The sequence below is a fragment of the Actinokineospora enzanensis DSM 44649 genome, assembly GCF_000374445.1.
Lineage (GTDB): Bacteria > Actinomycetota > Actinomycetes > Mycobacteriales > Pseudonocardiaceae > Actinokineospora > Actinokineospora enzanensis.
Genome location: NZ_KB894424.1, coordinates 67,998 through 85,540, shown reverse-complemented (window position 1 = coordinate 85,540; position 17,543 = coordinate 67,998). Strand labels below are relative to the sequence as shown.

The 17,543-nt window shown below is 70.3% G+C and carries 21 protein-coding genes; 10 read left to right on the top strand and 11 right to left on the bottom strand.

All coding sequences use genetic code 11. From position 1 onward, the window contains the following. Positions 1–73 precede the first annotated feature (73 nt). The gene (locus C503_RS0123545) at positions 74–1,810 is read left to right on the top strand and encodes a DEAD/DEAH box helicase (protein WP_018684691.1); all 1,737 of its coding nucleotides are present in this window, start codon (positions 74–76) and stop codon (positions 1,808–1,810) included. A gap of 39 nt (positions 1,811–1,849) precedes the next feature. Here the strand turns inward: C503_RS0123545 and C503_RS0123540 are convergent, their stop codons facing one another. Then, positions 1,850–2,053, bottom strand: coding sequence for a hypothetical protein (locus C503_RS0123540; protein WP_018684690.1), 204 nt, complete (start codon positions 2,051–2,053; stop codon positions 1,850–1,852). 233 nt (positions 2,054–2,286) lie between these two features. Between C503_RS0123540 and C503_RS0123535 the strand changes: the two genes are divergently transcribed. The 3 genes from C503_RS0123535 to C503_RS0123525 are packed head-to-tail and all read left to right on the top strand — an operon-like array spanning position 2,287 to position 3,550. After that, a complete protein-coding gene (locus C503_RS0123535) occupies positions 2,287–3,117 on the top strand; it encodes a helix-turn-helix domain-containing protein (RefSeq protein WP_156893418.1) in 831 nt (276 codons plus the stop codon). An 11-nt stretch (positions 3,118–3,128) separates the two neighbouring features. Then, the gene (locus tag C503_RS44840; RefSeq protein ID WP_026316621.1) at positions 3,129–3,353 is read left to right on the top strand and encodes a DUF397 domain-containing protein; all 225 of its coding nucleotides are present in this window, start codon (positions 3,129–3,131) and stop codon (positions 3,351–3,353) included. A gap of 11 nt (positions 3,354–3,364) precedes the next feature. Beyond that, complete coding sequence (locus tag C503_RS0123525; protein ID WP_018684688.1) at positions 3,365–3,550, top strand: DUF397 domain-containing protein; 186 nt, start codon at positions 3,365–3,367, stop codon at positions 3,548–3,550. A 3-nt stretch (positions 3,551–3,553) separates the two neighbouring features. Here the strand turns inward: C503_RS0123525 and C503_RS0123520 are convergent, their stop codons facing one another. From C503_RS0123520 to C503_RS0123500, 5 genes are all read right to left on the bottom strand, one after another. Further along, entirely contained in the window at positions 3,554–4,723 is a 1,170-nt protein-coding gene (locus tag C503_RS0123520; RefSeq protein ID WP_018684687.1) for an ROK family protein, read from the bottom strand. Positions 4,724–4,958: 235 nt separating this feature from the next. Then, the gene (locus C503_RS0123515; RefSeq protein ID WP_018684686.1) at positions 4,959–6,362 is read right to left on the bottom strand and encodes a sugar ABC transporter permease; all 1,404 of its coding nucleotides are present in this window, start codon (positions 6,360–6,362) and stop codon (positions 4,959–4,961) included. A gap of 10 nt (positions 6,363–6,372) precedes the next feature. After that, a complete protein-coding gene (locus tag C503_RS0123510) occupies positions 6,373–7,149 on the bottom strand; it encodes an ATP-binding cassette domain-containing protein (protein WP_018684685.1) in 777 nt (258 codons plus the stop codon). Next, positions 7,149–8,261: a sugar ABC transporter substrate-binding protein gene (locus tag C503_RS0123505; RefSeq protein ID WP_018684684.1), complete on the bottom strand. Its 1,113-nt coding sequence runs from the start codon at positions 8,259–8,261 to the stop codon at positions 7,149–7,151. The genes C503_RS0123510 and C503_RS0123505 overlap by 1 nt, the downstream gene beginning before the upstream one ends. A gap of 351 nt (positions 8,262–8,612) precedes the next feature. After that, positions 8,613–8,795 (bottom strand): DUF7455 domain-containing protein, encoded by a 183-nt coding sequence (locus C503_RS0123500; protein WP_018684683.1) that lies wholly within the window; start codon positions 8,793–8,795, stop codon positions 8,613–8,615. A gap of 444 nt (positions 8,796–9,239) precedes the next feature. Between C503_RS0123500 and C503_RS0123495 the strand changes: the two genes are divergently transcribed. Next, positions 9,240–9,566, top strand: a complete 327-nt coding sequence (locus tag C503_RS0123495; protein WP_018684682.1) for a hypothetical protein — start codon at positions 9,240–9,242, stop codon at positions 9,564–9,566. 78 nt (positions 9,567–9,644) lie between these two features. Here the strand turns inward: C503_RS0123495 and C503_RS0123490 are convergent, their stop codons facing one another. Both C503_RS0123490 and ppgK read right to left on the bottom strand, forming a co-directional pair. Further along, entirely contained in the window at positions 9,645–10,964 is a 1,320-nt protein-coding gene (locus tag C503_RS0123490) for an RNA polymerase sigma factor (RefSeq protein ID WP_018684681.1), read from the bottom strand. Positions 10,965–11,157: 193 nt separating this feature from the next. Further along, the gene (gene ppgK, locus C503_RS0123485) at positions 11,158–11,919 is read right to left on the bottom strand and encodes a polyphosphate--glucose phosphotransferase (protein ID WP_018684680.1); all 762 of its coding nucleotides are present in this window, start codon (positions 11,917–11,919) and stop codon (positions 11,158–11,160) included. A gap of 92 nt (positions 11,920–12,011) precedes the next feature. Here ppgK and C503_RS0123480 point away from each other — a divergent pair, with 92 nt between their 5' ends. Beyond that, positions 12,012–12,821 (top strand): inositol monophosphatase family protein, encoded by an 810-nt coding sequence (locus C503_RS0123480; RefSeq protein WP_018684679.1) that lies wholly within the window; start codon positions 12,012–12,014, stop codon positions 12,819–12,821. 68 nt (positions 12,822–12,889) lie between these two features. Here the strand turns inward: C503_RS0123480 and cei are convergent, their stop codons facing one another. After that, a complete protein-coding gene (cei, locus tag C503_RS0123475; protein ID WP_018684678.1) occupies positions 12,890–13,585 on the bottom strand; it encodes an envelope integrity protein Cei in 696 nt (231 codons plus the stop codon). 498 nt (positions 13,586–14,083) lie between these two features. Between cei and C503_RS0123470 the strand changes: the two genes are divergently transcribed. Then, on the top strand, positions 14,084–14,392 hold the full coding sequence (locus C503_RS0123470) for a DUF4193 domain-containing protein (protein WP_018684677.1): 309 nt from the start codon (positions 14,084–14,086) through the stop codon (positions 14,390–14,392). A 118-nt stretch (positions 14,393–14,510) separates the two neighbouring features. Here C503_RS0123470 and C503_RS0123465 read toward each other — a convergent pair whose 3' ends face one another. After that, complete coding sequence (locus C503_RS0123465) at positions 14,511–14,993, bottom strand: DUF3093 domain-containing protein (protein WP_018684676.1); 483 nt, start codon at positions 14,991–14,993, stop codon at positions 14,511–14,513. A 24-nt stretch (positions 14,994–15,017) separates the two neighbouring features. Between C503_RS0123465 and dut the strand changes: the two genes are divergently transcribed. Both dut and C503_RS0123455 read left to right on the top strand, forming a co-directional pair. Further along, entirely contained in the window at positions 15,018–15,506 is a 489-nt protein-coding gene (gene dut, locus C503_RS0123460; RefSeq protein WP_018684675.1) for a dUTP diphosphatase, read from the top strand. Then, complete coding sequence (locus C503_RS0123455; RefSeq protein ID WP_018684674.1) at positions 15,506–16,159, top strand: DUF3710 domain-containing protein; 654 nt, start codon at positions 15,506–15,508, stop codon at positions 16,157–16,159. The genes dut and C503_RS0123455 overlap by 1 nt, the downstream gene beginning before the upstream one ends. 193 nt (positions 16,160–16,352) lie before the next feature. On the opposite strand, the gene C503_RS0123450 is transcribed toward C503_RS0123455, so the two are convergent. Next, complete coding sequence (locus C503_RS0123450; RefSeq protein ID WP_018684673.1) at positions 16,353–17,066, bottom strand: alpha/beta fold hydrolase; 714 nt, start codon at positions 17,064–17,066, stop codon at positions 16,353–16,355. 96 nt (positions 17,067–17,162) lie between these two features. On the opposite strand from C503_RS0123450, the gene C503_RS0123445 reads away from it, so the two are divergent. Beyond that, positions 17,163–17,543, top strand: a complete 381-nt coding sequence (locus C503_RS0123445; RefSeq protein ID WP_018684672.1) for an OB-fold nucleic acid binding domain-containing protein — start codon at positions 17,163–17,165, stop codon at positions 17,541–17,543.

The window sequence follows — 17,543 nt, the reverse complement described above, 5'->3', positions numbered from 1 at the left end:
CTTCGATGTGTCAGGCGCGGGTCGCCTGCGCTTGGGGTTGGACACGAGCGGTGGAGAGGAGCTGGGGCATCCCGTGACCCGGGCCGAGGTGGAACCGGACACCCGAGGCAGCGCTCCCGCGGCGCGCCCGCTGCGGGACTGGCAGCGCCGGGCGCTGACCAAGTACCTCACCAGCAGGCCGAAGGACTTCCTGGCGGTCGCCACGCCGGGCGCGGGCAAGACCGTCTTCGGGCTGCGGGTGGCCGCCGAGCTGCTGGCCGACCGCACCGTGGAGACGATCACCATCGTCGCGCCCACCGAGCACCTCAAGCACCAATGGGCGTCGGCGGCGTCCGCGGCGGGCATCCCCATCGACCCCAACTTCACCAACTCCATGGGCGCCACCTCCCGCGACTACCGCGGCGTCGCGGTGACGTACGCGCAGGTCGCGGCGCACCCGAGCCTGCACCGGGTGCGCACCGAGCAGCGCAAGACCCTGGTCATCCTGGACGAGATCCACCACGGCGGCGACGCCAAGAGCTGGGGCGACGCGGTCCGCGAGTCGTTCACCCCGGCCGTCCGCAGGCTGTCGCTGACCGGGACCCCATTCCGCAGTGACGATTCCCCCATCCCGTTCATCGAGTACGAACCGGACGGCGCGGGTTTCCTGCGTAGCCGCGCGGACCACACCTACGGCTATGCCGACGCGCTGCGTGACGGCGTGGTGCGCCCCGTGATCTTCCTCGCCTACTCCGGCGAGGCGAGCTGGCGCACGAGCGCGGGCGAGGAGTTCACCGCGCGTCTGGGCGAGCCGCTGACCGCCGAGCAGACCGCCCGCGCGTGGCGCACGGCCCTGGACCCGACCGGCGAGTGGATCCCGTCGGTGCTGGGGGCGGCGGACACGCGGCTCTCGCAGGTCCGCCAACACGTGCCGGACGCGGGCGGCCTGGTGATCGCGTCCGACCACGAGTCGGCCAAGGCGTACGCGAAGATCCTGGAGAGCACCACGGGCGAGCAGGCGACGCTGGTGTTGTCGGACGATCCCAAGGCATCGGGCCGGATCCAGGAGTTCGCCGACTCGGACAGTCGCTGGCTGGTCGCGGTCCGCATGGTGAGCGAGGGCGTCGACGTCCCGCGCCTCGCGGTGGGCGTCTACGCCACAAGTGCTTCCACACCACTGTTCTTTGCCCAGGCGATCGGTCGCTATGTGCGCGCGCGCCGCCCGGGGGAGACGGCGAGCGTGTTCCTGCCGTCGGTGCCGGTGTTGCTCGACCTGGCGAGCCAGCTGGAGGCCGAGCGCGACCACGTACTCGGGAAACCGCACCGGGAGAAGGAAGGTTGGGACGACGACCTTCTCGCGGACGCCAACCGGACCAAGGACGAGCTCGGCGAGGAGGAGAAGGCGTTCACCTCGCTGGGCGCCTCCGCCGAGCTCGACCAGGTGATCTTCGACGGCTCCTCGTTCGGCACGGCGGCGTTCTCCGGCACGGCCGAGGAAGAGGAATACCTGGGACTGCCGGGTCTGCTGGAACCGGACCAGGTCCGCGCCTTGCTGCGACAGCGGCAGGAACAGCAGCTCGACGACCGCAGTAGACGGGCGGCGGAGAAGAAGCCGGAGGAACCGCAGGAACGGGTGTCGCAGTCCGTCCAGGAGAGGTTGGCCTCCCTGCGCAAGGAACTCAACGCCCTGGTCGGCATGGCCCACCACCGCACCGGGAAACCGCACGGCATGATCCACGGCGAACTCCGCCGATCCTGTGGTGGCCCACCCACGGCGCTGGCGACGGTGGAACAGCTGGAAGAACGGATCGCCACCCTCCGCTCGTGGTGATACTCCTTTGTGGACTGTCCCGGGCCGAAGGCGCGGAGATCAGTCGGCCAGGGTGTCCATCTCCGCCAGCGCCTGACCGCCCAGTCGCACGAGATTCGCCAACCCGGCGCGACTGAAGCACACCTCGACGGCCGTGGTCGACTCGTCGCCGATGGTGAAGTCGACATCGTCAGCGTCGCTGACCCGGTAGTTGATCGGGTCCTTGTCGATGGCCGTGGAGACCAGGATCCTCGTCGAGTGCACAGGCACGCCTTTCGCTGGTGAGTGGACGGACCGGCGGGGCGCGATATGTGCTCGCCTGCCGCACCCCGCCGGTGCCGGGGCGACTTGATTCGGATCACTGACGTCGACCCGGCTGGTCCAGCCTAAGAGAGCAATGCAATCTCCGCACGGGCCGAACGGGTGAATCGATGCATTGCAATTTGCACAGCAGGGCCCCGCGTCGCCGCTGGACGTGGATGCGGCACACTGCCGGCATGACCGACGACGTCGATCCCGTGATCGCCCGTCTCCAGTGCGGTGAGTTGACCCGCCAACTTCGGGAGGCGGCGGGCATCGAGCCCGGCGTCGCCGACCGCGAGATGGGTGGTTACGCGAGCAAGCTCTCCAAGATCGAGAGTGGCACTATCGCGCCACAACCCGCCGACATCGAGTGGATGATCAAGCGCTACCGGCCGACCGCCGCCCAAGCCGCCGAGTTGACGCGGCTTGCTGTCGACGGACGACGTCGGGCGCGACCGGCCAAGACCGATGTCCAATCGCGACAGTATGTAGCGTTGGAGCGGCGGGCTTCCGAGATTCGCATGGTCTACAACGAGATTCCCGGGTTGCTGCAGATCACGCCGTATGCCCACGCTGCTCTGTCGAGATCTCCGGTGGTCGCTGCGGCCGATGTGCTTGACATCGCCGAGGAACGCGCGGAGCGCGGTCGGTTGGTGATCAGGCCCGACGGTCCCGATGTCTGGGTGGTTCTCGGAATCGAGGCGCTGGAGCGGTCCAGCGCGGCACCGGGGGTACTGCGGCAGCAACTTGAACACATCCGTTCGATCGCGGAGCTGCCCAACGTCCGCTGCCGTGTCATCCCACGTGAGGTGGGCAATGTTCCTGCCTTGAGTGCAGGTTTCACCTTGCTCCATGTGGAGCCGACCTGGTCTATCGTTTTCGTGGCAGGTCTCACCCGCGCCGACTACATCAAGGCGACCGGCCCGTACATGGCCGCGTTCGACCAGGCGTGGAATCTCGCCTCCCCTGAGGAGGAGACAGCGGCGATACTGGAAGCTCGGATCACTGACCTCGATGATCGTTAGGAGTATCAGCCATGCTGACTGATGGCACCGCTCTGGTTGGTGCGCGTTGGCGCAAGAGCAGCCGGACCAACGCAGGCAACAACGCCCAGTGCGTTGAACTGGCGTGTCTGTCCGAGATGGGTGCGGTGCGCGACAGCAAGAACCAAGCTGGTCCGTGCTTGTTCGTTCCCACCACCTCGTTCAGGGCCTTCCTTACTGCGTCCGGTCAAGGAGCGCTGGACCTCATCGAACGCTAGGAGCCGTGGCCATGGATGTGCGTTGGCGCAAGAGCAGCCGGACCAACGGCGGCAACGATCCTCAGTGTGTAGAACTCGCGTGTCTACCCGACGCGGGTGCGGTGCGGGACAGCAAGAACCAGGGTGGGCCGTGCCTGATGGTGCCCGCCGCCTCGTTCAAGGCGTTCCTGGTCGCTTCCCGAGGACTGCGGGGCTGACGGTCAGACCGTATCCAGGACCGGTTCGAAGGCGAGTTCGGCGGCGCCGATCAGTTTCGCGTCGGTGCCCATGGTCGACGTCAACACCCTCGTGCCGCCGATGGCCCGGCTGACCAGGCTGCGTTCGGTGACCGCCCTGCCCACGGCCGTGACCACGGTGGTGGGCAGGGCGGTGAACAAGTCGCCCAGGACGACCAGTTCCGGGGCGAAGGCGTTGACGATCGTCACCAGGCCGGTGGCCAGCCATTCCGTGAACTCGCCGAGCACCGCGTCGATCCGGGGCTCCGGCAGGGCGCGCAGGGCGGCCATGATCACCCCGCGTGGAGTGTGTTCGGGCAGGTCCAGCGCGCGGCCGAGGGCAAGTTCGCCGACCTCGGTCTCCCAGCAGCCCCGGTTGCCGCAGTAGCAGGCGAGACCGGCGGGGTTGATGGCCATGTGGCCGAGTTCGCCGACGTATCCGGCGGTCCCGCGCAGGATCTTGCCGTCGGAGATCACCCCCGCGCCCACGCCGACGTCGGCCGAGACGTAGACCGCGTCCAGGGTGCCGCGGGCGGCGCCGCGCAGGTGTTCGGCGCGGGCGGCGATCTCGGCATCGTTGGCCACCAGGGTGGGCACGCCCAGGACCGCGGTGAGGCGGTCGCCCAGGGGGACGTCGCGCCAGCGGAGGTTGGGGGCCTCGTGCACGAACCCGTCGCGGCGGCGGACGACGCCGGGGATGGAGACGCCCGCGCCGACCACCTGGGCGGCCAGGTCCTCGGTCAGCAGGCGGGCCGACTCCACCACGTCGGTGAGCACGTCGGCGGGGTCGCCTGCACGCAGGATCCAGCTGTTGCGGCCGAGCACCTCGCCGCCAAGCCCGACCAGCGCGACCGCCACCTGCTCGACCCGGATGTCCACCGCCAGCACCACCGCCGCCAGTGGACGCGGCAGCACCAACAGCGACGGCCTGCCCGCGCCGGTCCGGGCCCGGGGCACGTGCTCGGACACCACCCCGGACTCGGCCAGCCCGTCGACCACCGCCTTGATCGTGCTGCGGTTGAGGCCCAGTTCGGTGGCCAGCGCGGCCCGCGTGCACGGGCCGTCCACGTGCAGCCTGCGCAGCACCGCGGTCCGGTTGTGCCTGCGCACCTCGTCGGGCCGGGCACCCGCCGTAGGCGTGCTGGTCTGTGTCATTTCCTCCCGCCACCCGCCGCTGTGTCATTCCCTCCCGCCGCCCGCCCCCTCATCCCCGCCCGGCATCGTGCCCGACTTGGCAGGTGGGCGGTCGCCGGTTTCGTGCCCGACTTGGCGGGCATGCCCGCACCGCGGCAGGAACGTGTTGGTGGTCGCGACCCCGGTGCGCGGTGTTGGGCAGGTCGTGGAGAGTTGCCGTGCTGGGACATGCTGCCATGGGTTTGCGCGGTTGGGCCTAGCCCCGGGCTGCTCGGCGTCGGGAGAGGGCGTCGACCGTGGCGGCCAGCAGCAGGACGAGGCCGGTCACGATGTTGACCATCGCGGCGGGCTGTTTGAGCAGGCCCAGGCCGTTTTCCACGACCGCGAGGGCCAGTCCGCCGACCACCGCGTGCAGTACTTTGCCGCGGCCGCCGAACAGCGACGTGCCGCCGATGACCGCCGCGCCGACCGCGAACAGCAGCGTGTTCAGCCCGCCCGCCTGCGGGTCGACCGAGCCGACCTTGGACGAGTACACGATCGCGCCCAGTGCCGCCGTGCTCGACCCGACCACGAACACGCTCGCCCGGATCCGGCTGACGTTGATCCCGGCGCGCCGCGCGGCTTCCGCGTTGCCGCCCACCGCGTAGACATGCCTGCCGTAGCGGGTCCGGTTCAGCGCATAGGTGCCCACGGCGAGCAGCACCAGCACGATCGGCACCACATACGGCACGCCGCGGATGTCGGCGTACTCGTTGGTGGACCGGTTACGCGTCAACGCATACGTGGCCGCGATCGATGCGACCGCCACACACACGGTCTTCGTCACCACCAGCGGAGTCGGTGTCGTCACCAGCTCCCGCCGCAGCCTCGACAAGTGTTCACCCAGCACGACCAGTGCGTAGCCGCAGATCACCACCGCGCACAGCAGCCAGCTGCCGAGTACGGACATGTTGCCGTTGGCCACCGCGAACAGCACCGGGTCGGTGCCGATGCCGAACACCCCGCCCTCGCCGATGAACCGCAGGATGACCCCCTGCCAGGTGATGAACAGCGCCAGCGTCACCACGAACGACGGCATGCCGATCGTGGACACCAGGAACCCGGTGATCACCCCGATGGCCGCGCCGACGCCCAGCGCCAGCAGCATCTCCAGCCACGGATTCGCGGGCGCGCCGACCACCGCCAGCACCAGCGTGAGCAGCGACAACGCCGCGCCCGCCCAGATCCGCAGGAACACCGCCAGCAGCGCGGCCACCGCCAGGCCGCAGGCGAACACCAGGAACACCGTCGTGCCCATGCCGCCCAGCAGGTTGCCCGCGCGCACGTAGTGCATCGCCATCACCGCCGCGCACACCCCGGACGCGGTGCCCGCGGACAGGTCGATCTCGCCCAGCAGCAGGACGAACACCAGCCCCATCGCGATGATCATCTTGCCCGCGCCCTGGGCCAGCAGGTTCGCCGTGTTGTCCAGCGTCAGGAACCCGTCGGACAGCACCCGGAACACCACCACCAGCGCGACCAGCCCGAGCACCGCGGGCAGCGAGCCGAGATCGCCCGCGCGCAGCCGGGCCAGGTAGTCGCGCACCGCCTCGCCGGTGGACCGGCTGGTCGTGTCGATGCCGAAGTCGGCGGCGGCCGGGCTCTCGGTCCTCGTGCTCATCCCGTCCCCCTCACACAACTGCGGTCTCTGGTCGGGCCAGGCCCAGCTCGCCGGACCGCCCGGCCGTGATCAGCTCCACCACCTGGGTCTGGGTCACCTCGCGGGTCGCCACCTCGGCCGCCATCCGACCCAGGTAGAGGACCGCGATCCGGTCCGCCACGGCGAACACGTCGGCCATGTTGTGGCTGATCAGCACCACGCCGAGGCCCTGGTCGGCGAGCCTGCGCACCAGGTCCAGCACCTGCCAGGTCTGCGCCACGCCGAGCGCCGCGGTCGGCTCGTCCAGCAGCACGACCCGGCTGTCCCACAGCACCGCCTTGGCGATCGCCACGGTCTGCCGCTGCCCGCCGGACAGCGCCGACACCGGGGTGCGCACGGACCGCACCGTGCGCACCCCGAGCGACGCCAGCGTCTCCCGCGCGGCCCGTTCCATCGCGGCCTCGTCCAGCAGCCCCCCGGGCCCGCGCTCCCGGCCGAGGAACATGTTGGCCACGATGTCGAGATTGTCGGCCAGCGCCAGGTCCTGGTAGACGATCTCGATACCCAGCCGCGCGGCGTCCCGCGGACCGGCGACCCGCACCGGCTCACCCGCGAACCGGACCGTGCCCGCGTCCATCGGGTGGATCCCGGCCACGCACTTGACCAGCGTCGACTTGCCCGCGCCGTTGTCGCCCACCAGGGCGGTCACCTCGCCTGCGCGGACCGTGAAGTCCACGTCGTGCAGCACCCGCACCGGCCCGAAGCCCTTGCGCACGCCGGTGAGTTCGAGGATCGGTTCGCCGCTCATCAGCCGATGCCGAGCCGGGAGCAGGTACCTGCCAGGTCACCGCCGCAGATGTCGGTTGCCTTGACATAGCCCTGGGTGACCACGTCCTTGACGTTGTCCTTGGTGGTCAGCCGGGGTTGCAGCAGCACGGACTTGACGGTCCGGTTGCCCTTGGGGTCGTCGCTGCTGTCGGTCGCGATCTTGTCGGCGGTGGCCGTGTCCCCCTTGGCCAGCGCGGCGGCCAGCTTGGCCGCGGACTCGGCCTCCTCGCGGATCGGCTTGAACACGGTCATGTACTGGTCGCCGCGCAGCACCGACATCAGCCCGTCGGCGGTCGCGTCCTGGCCGGTCACCGGGACCTTGCCGGTGAGACCGTTCTTGCGCAGCACGGTGATCACGGCGCCCGCGAGACCGTCGTTGGCGGCCACCACGCCGTCGACCTTGCCGCCGTTGCCGGTGAGGATCTGCTCGAAGGTGATGCCGCCGCGCTGGTTGTCCCAGCCGTCGATGGGCTGCGAGCGGACCAGGCGGAGGGTGCCCGCGTCGTAGAGCGGCTTGAGGACTTTCTCCTGGCCCTCGTGGAAGAGGGTGGCGTTGTTGTCCGTCGGCGCGCCCTCGATCTCGATGACCTGCGCGCCGGGTTTGTCCTTGAGCGCGTCGGCCAGGCCGCGGCCCTGCAGCTCACCGACTTTGACGTTGTCGAACGAGACGTAGTAGTCGGAACCGCCGCCGAGGTTGAGGCGGTCGTAGTCGATGGTGGGAATCCCGCGCGCTTTCGCCTTGGCGGCGACGGAACTGCCGATCTCGCTGTTGATGGCGGCTATCACGAGGACCTTGACGCCCTGGCTGAGCATTCCGTCGGCGAGGGTGCTGAACTTCTGGACATCGCCTTGCGCGTTCTGGATGTCGGCGTCCAGGCCCTGGGCGCGCATGGCGGCTTCGAGCATGGGTTTGTCGAAGCTTTCCCAGCGGGCCGAGGTGGCGGTCTCGGGGAGGATGACGCCGATCTTGATGCCGGGGGCGGTGGGTGTCTCGGCCGCGGGTGCCTGGGGTGCCTCGGTGGCTTTGTTGGCGCCGCATGCGGTGAGGGTCAGGGCTGCGAGCAGGGCTAACGTGCGGTGGATGGCGCGCATGGGAGTCCCTCTCGAAGCGGGGGACGCGCCACCTGGGCCCTGGGGCGGGCGTCCGGTCGAGTATGTTGGGACTCACAACATATGCCCGGGTTCTAGGTGACCGGAAGCACACTGGCTCGATTCAGACACGGATGGACGAGCGGCGTGAAGGCCGTCGGTTTGCTGTGCGGGTTGCGTTCGGGGCTTCGGTGTCTTTGGTGGTTCGCGAGTTTCGTTCTCGGCTTGATCGGGTGGAACGACTTTGCGTGGGGCCCTCGGGCGGACTGCCGGGAAAGCGGTCCGGGGACAGCACAGCGGGCGGGCCCGTAATGGGCCCGCCCGCTGTGGTCGTCGGTGTCGTTCCGGGCGAAATCAGCCTCGCTGCAATTCCGCCGCGAGCTCGCGCAGCCGATCCTCGTGGGCTCGGGCGTGGTGCCCGCAGAACAGCAGCTCGCCTCCGGAGGGAAGTACGGCGCGGACCTGAGCAGCCGCCCCGCACCGGTCGCACCGGTCGGCAGCGGTCAGCTCGGGGCGGGTGAGCGTCGTCGTCGTCATGGGAGTTCTCCCTCCGTCCCGGCACCGGTGTTCGCCCGGTGCCCTTGTCGGCTGCGGTCACGGAGGGAAACGCTCCGCCGTGTTCGCACTACCTACTCTTACAGACGTCCGGGCCTCCGGCAGTGTTCCCGCGCCTGTTGCGCGAGTACGTCACCGCCGATTAACCCGGATGGCCCAGAGGATCGGGCCGATTCGGGCCCCGAGCTGGACTTCGTCCGGCTGCGGGAGGAGTAGGACACCCGTTCTTTGCTTACGTCGTTCACCATCGGCGAACGGCTACCGAGTCGTAGACAAACCGTCGAATCCGTGCTCTGCCGGGTGTCGGGGTCGGACAGCGGTGCGGAGATGACTACCGAGGGTAGCCATTCGACGGACTGATCACTCGCTGGAGTTGATCGACTCCCCCGACCCGGGGGCTCCGGACGGGACCGGCACACTGGGGCCGTGCACGCCGAACCCCCTCCTTGCCTGCCCGGGTGCGCCAACGCCGCCAACCGGGCCCGTGACCTGGCCGACGCCCTCACCTCCGGGCACCACTGCGACGTCCCGCTGGCCGTGGTGGCCAGCGTGGAGGAGAAGACCGCGGTCGTCCACGTATCCCGCTGGTGCGACGCGCTCGGCGCGGTCGAGCCCGCGTTCCTGGAGATCCGCCTGGACACCGGCGACCCGCTGGGCGACCAGACCTTCACCGCCGCGGCCGCCCGCGAGCTCGGCGCGGGCTTCACCCGCGGCGCCGAGCTGCTGGAGTCCGCCGCCCGACAGCAGGACTGACGAAAGCCGAACGGCCGTCCACCGCCAGCCTCGCGGCTGGGAGTGGACGGCCGTTCGCCGTTCCGCTGGTCCTTGTCCTTATTCCAGGTAGTCGCGCAGCACCTGGGAGCGCGACGGGTGGCGCAGCTTGGACATCGTCTTGGACTCGATCTGTCGGATGCGCTCCCGGGTCACCCCGTACACCTGGCCGATCTCGTCCAGCGTGCGCGGCTGGCCGTCGGTGAGGCCGAAGCGCAGCCGGACCACGCCTGCCTCACGCTCGGACAGCGTCGCGAGCACGGACTGGAGCTGGTCCTGCAGCAGCGTGAACGACACCGCGTCCACCGCCACCACGGCCTCGGAGTCCTCGATGAAGTCACCGAGCTGGCTGTCGCCCTCGTCGCCGATCGTCTGGTCCAGCGAGATGGGCTCCCGGGCGTACTGCTGGATCTCCAGCACCTTCTCCGGGGTGATGTCCATCTCCTTGGCCAGCTCCTCCGGGGTGGGCTCGCGCCCGAGGTCCTGGAGCAGCTCGCGCTGGATGCGGCCGAGCTTGTTGATGACCTCGACCATGTGCACCGGGATACGGATGGTGCGGGCCTGGTCGGCCATCGCGCGGGTGATCGCCTGGCGGATCCACCAGGTGGCGTAGGTGGAGAACTTGTAGCCCTTGGTGTAGTCGAACTTCTCCACCGCGCGGATCAGACCGAGATTGCCCTCCTGGATCAGGTCCAGGAACGCCATGCCGCGGCCGGTGTAGCGCTTGGCCAGCGACACGACCAGGCGGAGGTTCGCCTCCAGCAGGTGGTTCTTGGCGCGCTCGCCGTCGCGCACGATCCAGCGCAGGTCACGGCGCAGCTGCGGCTGCAGCTTCTCGTTGTCGTCCTCGGACTTGCGCACCCGCTCGGCGGCGTAGAGCCCGGCCTCGATCCGCTTGGCCAGCTCCACCTCCTCCTCCGCGTTGAGCAGGGCGACCTTGCCGATCTGCTTGAGGTAGGCGCGGACCGAGTCGGCGGAGGCGGTCAGCTCGGCGTCCTTGCGGGCCTGCCGCAGCGCCTCCGACTCCTCCTCGTCCCAGACGAAGTCGCTCTCCTTGGTGGAGGTCTCCTTCGGGTCCTTCTCCTCGGGTTCCTCCAGGGCCTCCTCGACCGGGTCGACCTCGACCTCCTCCAGATCGGAGAGGTCGGGGTTCTCCAGGTCCTCCGGCTCCTCGCCCTCGGGACCGTCGCCCTTCTTCGGAGCGGCCTTGCCCGCGGCGGCGGTCTTCTTGGGGGCACGCGCAGGCTTCGCGCCCGCGGCCTTCTTCGCCGTCGCCTTGGTGCCGTCGTCGCCGGTCAGCTCTTCGTCCTCGGCGCTCTTGGTCTTCGCGGCGCTCGCCGACGCCGTCGAGCGTCGGGTTGCGGTTCGTGCGGCTGCCACGTACGCCCTTTCACAACAGGTCCATCACGGCCTCGGCCGGACCACTGAGCGGTCGGCCCGGCCGCTGCCGGAGTTCGGGGGAGTGCCCTGAGGCTGGTTCCGCCGCCGGGCTGTGTTCCATTGTAGCGACGTACGGCGTGTCCCCGGGAAACGCCAAGGTCGAAATGTGTGGCGGTGCCCCGTACGGGGTCGCCTATCCGCCCGTGACCTGCCGGGCGGCCACCGCCGCGCCGACGATCCCGGCGTCGTTGCGCAGCTGGGCGGCCACCACCCTGGTCCGGACGTCCAGCAGCGGCAGCCACTTGTCCGCCTTCTTGGACACCCCGCCACCGGCGATGACCAGGTCCGGCCAGATCAGGTTCTCCAGCCCGGAGATGTACCGGGTGACCCGCCGGGCCCACTCGTCCCAGGACAGGTCCTTCTCCTCCTTCACCGACGCGGCCGCCCTCGTCTCGGCGTCGTGTCCGTCGATCTCCAGGTGCCCGAACTCGGTGTTCGGCACCAGCCGCCCGTCGAGGAACAGCGCGCTGCCGATCCCGGTCCCGAAGGTCAGCAGCACGACGACCCCCTCCTGGTCGTCCGGCCGCCCGTACCGGATCTCGGCGATCCCGGCCGCGTCGGCGTCGTTCAGCACGACGACCTCCCCGTCCGGCCGCCCCAGCCGCTTCGCGAACAACGCCGCCGCGTCGGTCCCGATCCAGGACTTGTGGATGTTCGCCGCCGAGTGCGCGACCCCGCGCTTGACCACGGCGGGCAGCGTCACCCCGACCGGCCCGGCCCACTCGAACCGCTCGACGATCTCGGCCACCACCTCCGCCACCGCCTCGGGCGTGGAGGGAACCGGGGTGGGAATCCGGACCCGGTCCCCGACCAGCACCCCCGCGTCGAGGTCGACCACGCACCCCTTGATCCCCGAACCGCCGATGTCCACGCCGAAGCCGCGGGCAGCACCCATCCCCAACGGTCCTCTCCTACTCGATTCAGCAGCCGTCCCGCCAGACACTAGCCGCCACGGCCCGCAGGTGGGCCAACCACAGGTGTGATCGGATGTCCCCCGTGGGCACCACGACACAGGACCTGGCCGCCATCGCCACCGCGGTCGCCACCGAGGCCGCCGACCTGGCCAGGGACACCCGGGGCAACGCCATCCACCACATCACCACCAAGACCACCGCGACCGACGTCGTGACCGCGGCCGACCAGGCCGCGGAGCGGCTGATCCGGACCCGCCTGGCGGAACTGCGTCCCGGGGACGCGGTGCTGGGGGAGGAGCAGGGCGGCACGGCGGGTGACGGGGTCACCTGGGTGGTCGACCCGATCGACGGAACCGTGAACTACCTGTACGGCTACCCGTGGTACTCGGTGTCCGTGGCCGCCCAGATCGATGGAATCTCGGTGGCGGGAGCCGTCGTCGAACCCGCCTCCGGCCGCGTCTGGCACGCCGCCCGAGACCACGGAGCCTGGCTCGGCGACCAGCGCCTCCGGGTGTCGTCCCCGGTCGGCCTGGACCTGACCCTGCTGGCCACCGGCTTCGCCTACGCCCCGGAGCGCCGCCGCGCCCAGGCGGCGGCCGTGGCGAAGCTGCTCGGCCAGGTCCGGGACATCCGCCGGAACGGCTCGGCGGCATTGGACCTCTGCGCGGTGGCGGCAGGCTGGGTGGACGCCTACTGCGAACGCGGCCTGTCGCGTTGGGACTGGGCGGCCGGATCGTTGATCGCGGAGGAGGCAGGCGCGGTCATTTCTCTCCCCGGCAGCAACCCCGACCTGGGGCATGACGCAATCTTCGCCGCAGCCCCATCAATCGCGGAACCACTGCTCGCGGCCCTGATCGACAGCGGCATGGGCGCTTTCGACTGACGTCGACCGGCAGCCGTCGAACAATAAGATAAATGGGACCCGCGCCTTGGGAAATTGAAGAGCCGAAATCAGCAGCGCGTATCCCGGGCGGCCTTCACCAGCGCCTCATCCACCGGCGGCGCGGCCCCGCCATCGGTCTGCAACCCCCCACTGGCCCCCGGATTGGCCTGAGCCCAGTCCGCCAGGTCCTCCAGAATCCGCCGAGCCTCCGAAGAAGGCTCCACGTGGTCGAACTTCTTCCCCAGTGCCAGATCCACCGTGGCGTCCGGCCGCTGATCCCGAACCAGCTCCGCGCACGGCTCGACCAGACTCAACGTCCGGGCGGTCGACATCCCGGCCTGCCCGAACCGAATCTGCGCCCGACACGTCAACGTCCCATTGGGATAAACCGAATCGGTATCCGGCTGCCCCAACTGGCTATACCCCAACGCCCGCAGTTCCTCGGTCACCAATCCGGCAAGCCGATTCTGCCCACTGGCGTTCACCACACGGACCAGCCCCTCGGCGGCGGGCGCGGGCACGGTCCGATCCAACGCGTCGGCGGGCAAGGCCTGTCCGGGTGCGGCGGGCGCGGGCTTCCCCTCCACCGCGGGCACCGCCACCGGCGGGTTGCACGACTGGGTGGTCGCCGTCGTCGAGTCGCCGTCGATCACGCGGATCCAGACGAACGCGGCGACCAGGCCGAGGACGGCCATCAGGATGATCGCGGGCAGCGGCCTGCGCCTGCGGTACTGCTGCCGGGTCCTCAGGTTGCCGGTTGCCACTCGCGGACCCTCCCTACGGACCTCATGCGGCCCCACCCCCGTGAACACGACCCGTGCCGGTTTTCCGACCCGTGTGTCGTCGCTGCTCAGCCTATTCGTTTCGGGCTCGGGTGCAGAACATGACCCACTGGGTGAACCTGTGTGTCCTGCACCGCGTTCCGGCACCCGGAACGCGACAGGACTTCCCCGGCATCGCACCACGCACACCCACCGGGGGCAAGGGAGTTCCCCCGGTGGGACCGCGACACGCCGGGGGCGCCGGGGCGACCGGGGCGGACACACCCGGGTGGGTGACGCTGTGCGCGGTAGTGGGCGGCATGGGCTACCCTCTGCCCGCTCCAGTCACCGAAGAGGGTCTGCGGAATCGATTCCGTGGGGCAGGACAACCCGAAGCGGGCTGCGAGACCTCCGTCACTCGAACGGCGGGCACAAACCGGGGCGCTGGAACGTTGTCCAGCGGCACGACCCACATCCTGAAGGACCGCAGGGGTGAAATAGATGGCGACCGACTACGACGCACCACGGCGCAGCGAGGCCGACGATCTGGCCGAGGACTCCCTTGAGGAGCTCAAGGCCCGGCGCAACGAGAACCAGTCCGGGGTCGTCGACGTAGATGAGACGGACACCGCCGAGAGCTTCGAGCTTCCGGGAGCGGACCTGTCGGCTATGTCCGGCGAGGACCTCACCGTGCGCGTGGTGCCCAAGCAAGCCGACGAGTTCACCTGTTCCAAGTGCTTCCTGGTGCACCACCGCAGCAGGCTGGCCGAGGACAACGGGGGCGTGCTCGTCTGCCGCGACTGCGCCTGACGACCAGTTCGGCCGGGACTCCCGGCCGAGCCGCGCTGGGGGCTGGGGAACAGCCGGGTGGCCCGGGGTGGGCGCCCGGCTGTTGCTGTGCCCGGGGACGGTCGCGGACCGCCCGGGGTCAGGCCCTCGCGGTGGCGGCCGCCTCGGCGGTCAGCGCCGCGACCAGGCCGTGCGGGTCGCGGGTGCTGAACACCCAGTACGGGGTCGGGTCGTCCGGGTCGGTCACGGTGACCCGCACCAGCGGCCGCACCCAGCCGCGGTGCACCAGGAACGCGGCCGGGTCCAGGTTGGGGCCCAGCACCCGCCGCTTGTCGCGCAGCTCGAACACCGACACCTCGCCCGCGAACGCCAGCGGCAGGTGCGCGTCGCCCACCCACAGCTCGCCGTCCGCCACCCGCACCCTGGTGCTGCCCGCGCGCCACAGCAGCAGCAGCGTCAGCGGGATCAGCAGGACGTACGGCAGCCAGGCGCGCACGCCCGGGTAGCCCATGTGGATCTCGGCGGCCAGCAGTCCGGCGGCCACCAGCGGCAGCGGCCACCAGTACCAGGTGACGTAGAGCCGCTCCCGGTAGCGCGGGGCCGGGCCTGAGGTGTCGGTCACGGGTCCAGGGTAGTCTCGCGGCTCGTGCCCAGCGTGGAGGTCCTGCTCACCCGATTGGACCCCGGTGTCCCCATCCCCGCCTACGCCCGGCCCGGCGACGCCGGGGCGGACCTGGTGACGACCACGGACGTCACCATCGCCCCCGGGGAGCGGGTCCTGGTCGGCACCGGGATCGCGATCGCGCTGCCGGAGGGCTACGCCGGGTTCGTGCACCCCCGGTCCGGGCTGGCCGCCCGGCTCGGGCTGAGCGTGGTGAACACGCCGGGCACCATCGACGCGGGCTACCGCGGCGAGATCAAAGTCTGTTTGATCAACCACGACCCGCGGGAACCCGTCGAGCTGCGCCGGGGCGACCGGATCGCGCAGCTGGTGGTCCAGCGGGTCGAGCACGCGGTATTCCGCGAGGTGACCGAGCTCGGGGAGACCCGGCGCGGCACGGGCGGGTACGGGTCGACCGGCGGGCACGGCGTGCTCACCGGTTCGGCGGCCTCGGGACACAAGACGGAGGACTAGTGGCACTGTTCGGGCGGGGGAGACGCAAGCACGAGGCCGACGAGGCCCCGGCGAGCGCGGCGGCGGGCACTCCCGAGGATGACGCGGACCACCCGGAGCCGATCGAGGCACCGGACGGTCCCTACGACGAGGCCGACGAGCCCGACGACGACTTCCCCCGGCTGGACCTGGGGTCGATCCGCGTCCCGGTCCCCGACGGCGCCCAGCTGCAGGTGGAGATGGACCCGGCGGGCCCGGTGCGCGCGGTGCACGTGGTCACCCCGATCGGCCGGGTCACCCTCAACGCCTACGCCGCCCCCCGCTCCGGCGGCCTCTGGCGCGAGGTATGCGGCGAACTCGCCGACCAACTGCGCTCCGACGGCGCCTCGGTCCGCAGCCACGTCGGCGACTGGGGCCAGGAACTCGGCGCCGCCCTCGGCGACGCCAGCCTCCGCTTCGTCGGCGTCGACGGCCCCCGCTGGATGCTGCGCGGCGTCATCGCGACCCGCCCGGAACTGGTCGACCCGGCGGTGGACGCCCTGCGCACGATCATGCGCAACACGGTCGTGGTCCGTGGGACGCAGCCGATGCCGGTGCGTACACCGCTGCAGATCGACCTGCCGCAGGCGATCGCTGAGCACATCGCGGCGCAGAACGCCGGCCAGCCGGAATAGTGACCTTGTGACCGTCCCGACCCCTTGTTCGGGGGTCGGGACGTTTGGGGATGTCGATAGCGGGGTTTCTGCCCTGAACTGCGGTGCTTGTGGACAACCTCGACCTCCGGCACGCTCCGGTCCAACCCGGCACTCGGCCGAGGCCGCGAAACAGGTTTATCTACACAAGTAGACAAACCCGAACAGCTGTTGATCAGTGGTCATCGCGGGCGCGCAACCACGCCTGCACAGCCGCGCGCCCCAGAGCGGCAGGATCGGCCCCGACAAGCGCCAGCCGGGTTTCGTTCAGCCGACCGTTCGGCAGGGCAGCAGTCCAAGACCGGGCCACCTCGACCGGATGGACAGGATCGTCTACACATCCCGCCACCCCGGCCGGAGCCATGATCATCGCCAGCTCGGCCAGGGCAGGCGCGGGATGTTCAGCGCCGATCTCCAGCGCGTCGGCAAGCCCCGACCCATACCCCGTCCACGCCCGGCTCAACTCGGCCGCCAGCCACCCGGGCACCCCGGCCGTGGCCGATGCCAACGCCGCCGCAGTCCCCCGCGCACGTACATCGGCCGCGCTGTACCGCGCTGCCAACGCGGCAGGCGTGTCCGCCGTCGGGCACCCGGACCACGCAGGCAAGGCGAGCAGCAATCCCGCACAACGGTCCGGATTGCGCAGCGCCCACCCGGCCGCCAGATGTGCCCCGAGCGAGATCCCACCCACGATCACCTGCCCATCGGCCGCTGCCGCGTCCAGCGCCGCCAGATATGCCTTGACCAGGTCTTTCCCGGGTTGTGGACGGGGCGCGCACAGCCTCAGTCCGACGGCCCGAAGCGGGCGGGAGAAGACATCCCGGACGAATACCTCGTCCGAACCCGTTCCGGGCAGCAGAACGGCGACAGCTTGCTCGGTCACACTCACGGCTCGATCCTTGTCCAGTTGCCACCCGGCGCGGTTACGCTGACTCGGATGGGCCGGTGAGTCGGGGCCGGCCCCCAGCACGGGAGACGACCGCACATGGGCACCAAGGGGGACGGTTATTGGCACCGTCTCGTCAAGCGGCTCACCACCGACGTGGCGCAGCTGGACGCGGACGACCTGTCCACGCACGCCGAGGCGCAGGGGGCCCGACGCGCCTGCGACTGCCGCTCCGGTGAGGAAGTGACCGTCTACGGCCGTTTACGGAGTGTCGAACTGTGTCCGCGGGACGCGGCGGCGACGCTGGAGGCCGAGTTGTTCGACGGGACCGAGGGCGTGACACTAGTGTGGCTCGGGCGCCGCCGTATCCCGGGCATCGAACCTGGCCGGACCGTCAAGGCCCAGGGAAGGATCGCGGTACGGGACGGGCGCAAGGTGCTGTACAACCCGTACTACGAGCTGCAGCAGGCGGCTCCCTGA

Coding starts and splice junctions, on each gene's coding strand:
- C503_RS0123510 (WP_018684685.1), bottom strand. CDS start 7,149: ATGAGCGGCGAACCGATCCTCGAACTCACCGGCGTGCGCAAGGGCTTC.
- C503_RS0123520 (WP_018684687.1), bottom strand. CDS start 4,723: ATGACACAGACCAGCACGCCTACGGCGGGTGCCCGGCCCGACGAGGTG.
- C503_RS0123505 (WP_018684684.1), bottom strand. CDS start 8,261: ATGCGCGCCATCCACCGCACGTTAGCCCTGCTCGCAGCCCTGACCCTC.
- C503_RS0123525 (WP_018684688.1), top strand. CDS start 3,365: ATGGATGTGCGTTGGCGCAAGAGCAGCCGGACCAACGGCGGCAACGAT.
- C503_RS0123470 (WP_018684677.1), top strand. CDS start 14,084: ATGGCGACCGACTACGACGCACCACGGCGCAGCGAGGCCGACGATCTG.
- C503_RS0123515 (WP_018684686.1), bottom strand. CDS start 6,362: ATGAGCACGAGGACCGAGAGCCCGGCCGCCGCCGACTTCGGCATCGAC.
- C503_RS0123500 (WP_018684683.1), bottom strand. CDS start 8,795: ATGACGACGACGACGCTCACCCGCCCCGAGCTGACCGCTGCCGACCGG.
- ppgK (WP_018684680.1), bottom strand. CDS start 11,919: ATGGGTGCTGCCCGCGGCTTCGGCGTGGACATCGGCGGTTCGGGGATC.
- C503_RS0123480 (WP_018684679.1), top strand. CDS start 12,012: ATGTCCCCCGTGGGCACCACGACACAGGACCTGGCCGCCATCGCCACC.
- C503_RS0123535 (WP_156893418.1), top strand. CDS start 2,287: ATGACCGACGACGTCGATCCCGTGATCGCCCGTCTCCAGTGCGGTGAG.
- C503_RS44840 (WP_026316621.1), top strand. CDS start 3,129: ATGCTGACTGATGGCACCGCTCTGGTTGGTGCGCGTTGGCGCAAGAGC.
- C503_RS0123445 (WP_018684672.1), top strand. CDS start 17,163: ATGGGCACCAAGGGGGACGGTTATTGGCACCGTCTCGTCAAGCGGCTC.